This is a genomic window from Arthrobacter sp. JCM 19049 (assembly GCF_001310435.1).
The window spans coordinates 1-2,935 of sequence record NZ_BAXF01000272.1 but is presented as its reverse complement, the minus strand read 5'-3'; the positions used below and the strand labels follow the sequence as shown (position 1 = coordinate 2,935).

Here is a 2,935-nt window from a genome sequence, read left to right as displayed (position 1 = left end):
GTGCGGCGATCGCCTCCGCTGATGATTTCCCGAGGTCCGATCTCCCGCCTGGAGGCCGATGCGGTGGTGTTCAGCGACGGCAGCCGCGAACGCATCGACGCGATCCTGTGGGCCACTGGCTTCCGTCACGCGCTGAAGCACCTGGCGCCGCTGAAGCTGCGCACCGCCCAGGGCGGGATCCGGATGTCCGCCGATGCGGTCAGCGCCGCCGACCAGCCCGGACTGTACCTGGTCGGCTACGGGGCGTCGGCCTCCACCATTGGGGCCACCCGTGCCGGACGACGGGCCGCCATCGCCGCGATCAAGCACCTGAAGCAGCATGCCTCCGGCATGGCGGGCACGGAGGCGAGCGGCTACACGACTGCGCACCCGGAGGAGAAGTCACCGCAATCGCTGCGGGTGTGATCTTTGCTCATCAATTCGGTGCCGGGGCGCCAGCCACGTATTTTGGAATGCATGAGCAACCACTTCATCGTCACCCTCTCCTGCGTCGACCGTCCGGGCATCGTGCATGCCGTCTCCGGGGGCCTGTTGGGTGCCGGTTGCAACATCACCGAGTCGCAGCAGTATGAGAGCCCGGATTCCAACACCTTCTTCATGCGCATCGAGGTGGCCACCGGGCACACCCTGGACCAGGTCATGGCCCAGCTGGCGCCCATCCGCGACGAATTCGGCATGGACCTGAAGGTGTTCGAATCGTCCCGCCGCACCCGCACCATGATCATGTGCTCCAAGGCCGGGCACGCGCTGAACGACCTGCTGTTCGCCCAGCGCGCCGGCACCTTGCCGATCGAGGTCCCGGTGATCGTCTCCAACCATCGTGACCTGCAGCCGATGGCCGAGTTCTACGGGGTGGACTTCGTGCACCTGCCGGTGACCGCCCAGAACAAGGGCCAGGCCGAGGCCGAGCTGCTCAAGCTCGTGCAGGAGCACGGGATCGAACTGGTGGTGCTGGCCCGCTACATGCAGATCCTCTCCGACTCGCTGTGCGAGCGCATGGCCGGGCGGGTGATCAACATACACCATTCCTTCCTGCCCTCCTTCAAGGGCGCCAAGCCCTACCACCAGGCCCACGCCCGCGGTGTGAAGCTCATCGGCGCCACCGCCCACTACGTCACCGCCGACCTGGACGAAGGCCGATCATCGACCAGGAAGTCACCCCGGTCAACCATTCGCGTACCGCCGCCCAGCTGGTGGAGCTGGGGCGTAGCGGTGGAGGGGCGCACGCTGACCCGGGCCGTGCAGTGGCATGCCGAGCATCGGGTGATGCTCGACGGGCAGCGCACCATCGTCTTCTCCTAGCGGCTTCCGGCGAGCCGCTTTTCCGGGCCGCTTGTCCGAGCCGCCTGTGCGAGCGGCGCGGTGGTGTCATCTGCGCAGGCCGGAATCGCTGCCGGTTCGTCCCCTGAACTACAGTGGGTGCCATGGCTCACATTATTACCATTGACGGCGCCACCCCCAAGGTGGCGCAGAACGTGTTCGTCGCCCCCACCGCGACCTTGAGCGGGGATGTGGAACTCGGCGAGCGCGCCAGCGCCTTCTACGGCGTTTCGGTGCGCGGGGATTCGGCCCCGATCCGGGTCGGCGCCGGAACGAACCTGCAGGACAACGTGGTGCTGCACGCCGATGCCGGTTTCCCGTGCACGGTGGGCCAGTCCGTGTCCGTGGGGCATTCGGCGGTGGTGCACGGGGCCAGCGTGGGCGATGGGTGCCTGGTGGGCATGAGCGCCACGATCATGAACGGCGCGGTGATCGGCGAGCAGTGCCTGGTGGCGGCCGGGGCGCTGGTGCTGGAGGAACCCAGGTTCCCCCGCGCAGCCTGGTGGCCGGGGTTCCGGCCAAGGTGCGCCGTGAGCTGACCGAGGAAGAGGTCGCGGGATTGTCAAAGAACGCGGACACCTACCTGGAGCTTGCCGCCAAGCACCTGGCCGCCAACTCCTAGGGACGCGGGCAGCCAGCCGGTGGAAACCGGCCTGGATTGGACGCCGCGTGGCGACAGTGGTGGTGTGCTGCCCTCGACCGTGACCGGTCGGGGGCAGTCCCATGTGTTTCAGGCGGCCAGCCGGTCGGCGGCGGCCTGCTCGGCCCGGGCGGCCGTAAGCGCCTCGGAGGGGCTGAGCCAGTAAGTGTTGATCCGCGGGCGTTGATGGGGGTCCAGGTCCTTGGGCAACAACACCATGGGTGGGCCGTCTTCGTTGCGGATCACCGTAAACAGGCTGCAGTGCCGTGCGTGGTGGTGCATCGGGCAGAACAGGCACCCGTTATCGATGCTGGTCTGCCCGCCTTCGTCCCAGGGTGTGATGTGGTCGGCCTCGCATCTGGAGGCGGGCATGGTGCATCCGGGGTAGGCGCACCCGCGGTATTTGGCCCGCAGGCCCTTGCGCATGTAGTTCGGGAAGAGCCGGTTGGTGCGGCCGATGTCCAGGATCTCGCTCTTGGTGCCAAAGACCGCTGGGCGCAGGATCCCGTTGCAGAGCATGGCCCGCATCGCGGCCGCGGAGATGGGGATGCCGTTTCCGTGACGGCGAAGTCCTTGCCGTCGGCGACCATCTTGTCGTAATCCATGATGACCGTGATCTCGGGCTGCACCACCCCCACCTGCTTGCCGGTGCCGCTGTGATCGGCGCGCAGCAGTGAAAGCAGCGCGATCAGGTGGCGGAATTCGGGGCGCAGGTCCTCGAAGGGCTTGAGCAGCTCCTCGGGGAACCGGTCCGTTCCGCCCAACTGGCTAAAGCTGCCGACGTTTTCCCCCGCCCCGGGGGCTTGCGCGGGGTAGGCATCCGGGGTGGGCGGTGTTGCAGTGGGCGGTGTTGCAGTGGGCGGAGCCTGCTCGGCGCGTCGGTGGTGGAGGACGGGTCGTCTGCGCGGGCCCAGTCGGGCATGGTGTCCTGCTCGCCCCACTGCGGCGGGAGGCTGGCAGAGCCGGGTGCGGGGG

At 67.9% G+C, this 2,935-nt stretch carries 2 protein-coding genes and 2 pseudogenes; 3 read left to right on the top strand and 1 reads right to left on the bottom strand.

The features are described from left to right. From JCM19049_RS10820 to JCM19049_RS10810, 3 genes and pseudogenes are all read left to right on the top strand, one after another. Nucleotides 1-405 (top strand): annotated as a pseudogene (locus JCM19049_RS10820) (pyridine nucleotide-disulfide oxidoreductase); the annotation flags it as partial. Between the two features lie 51 nt (nucleotides 406-456). Next, nucleotides 457-1,302 (top strand): formyltetrahydrofolate deformylase, encoded by an 846-nt coding sequence (locus JCM19049_RS10815; RefSeq protein ID WP_279402988.1) that lies wholly within the window; start codon nucleotides 457-459, stop codon nucleotides 1,300-1,302. 122 nt (nucleotides 1,303-1,424) lie between these two features. Continuing rightward, nucleotides 1,425-1,942, top strand: a pseudogene (locus JCM19049_RS10810) (gamma carbonic anhydrase family protein). A gap of 108 nt (nucleotides 1,943-2,050) precedes the next feature. On the opposite strand, the gene JCM19049_RS10805 reads toward JCM19049_RS10810, so the two are convergent. Further along, nucleotides 2,051-2,488, bottom strand: coding sequence for an HNH endonuclease signature motif containing protein (locus tag JCM19049_RS10805; protein ID WP_054821595.1), 438 nt, complete (start codon nucleotides 2,486-2,488; stop codon nucleotides 2,051-2,053). Between the last annotated feature and the right edge of the window lie 447 nt (nucleotides 2,489-2,935).

Excerpts from the sequence above, each read along its gene's own strand:
- JCM19049_RS10805 (WP_054821595.1), bottom strand. The coding sequence starts at position 2,488 with ATGCGGGCCATGCTCTGCAACGGGATCCTGCGCCCAGCGGTCTTTGGC.
- JCM19049_RS10815 (WP_279402988.1), top strand. The coding sequence starts at position 457 with ATGAGCAACCACTTCATCGTCACCCTCTCCTGCGTCGACCGTCCGGGC.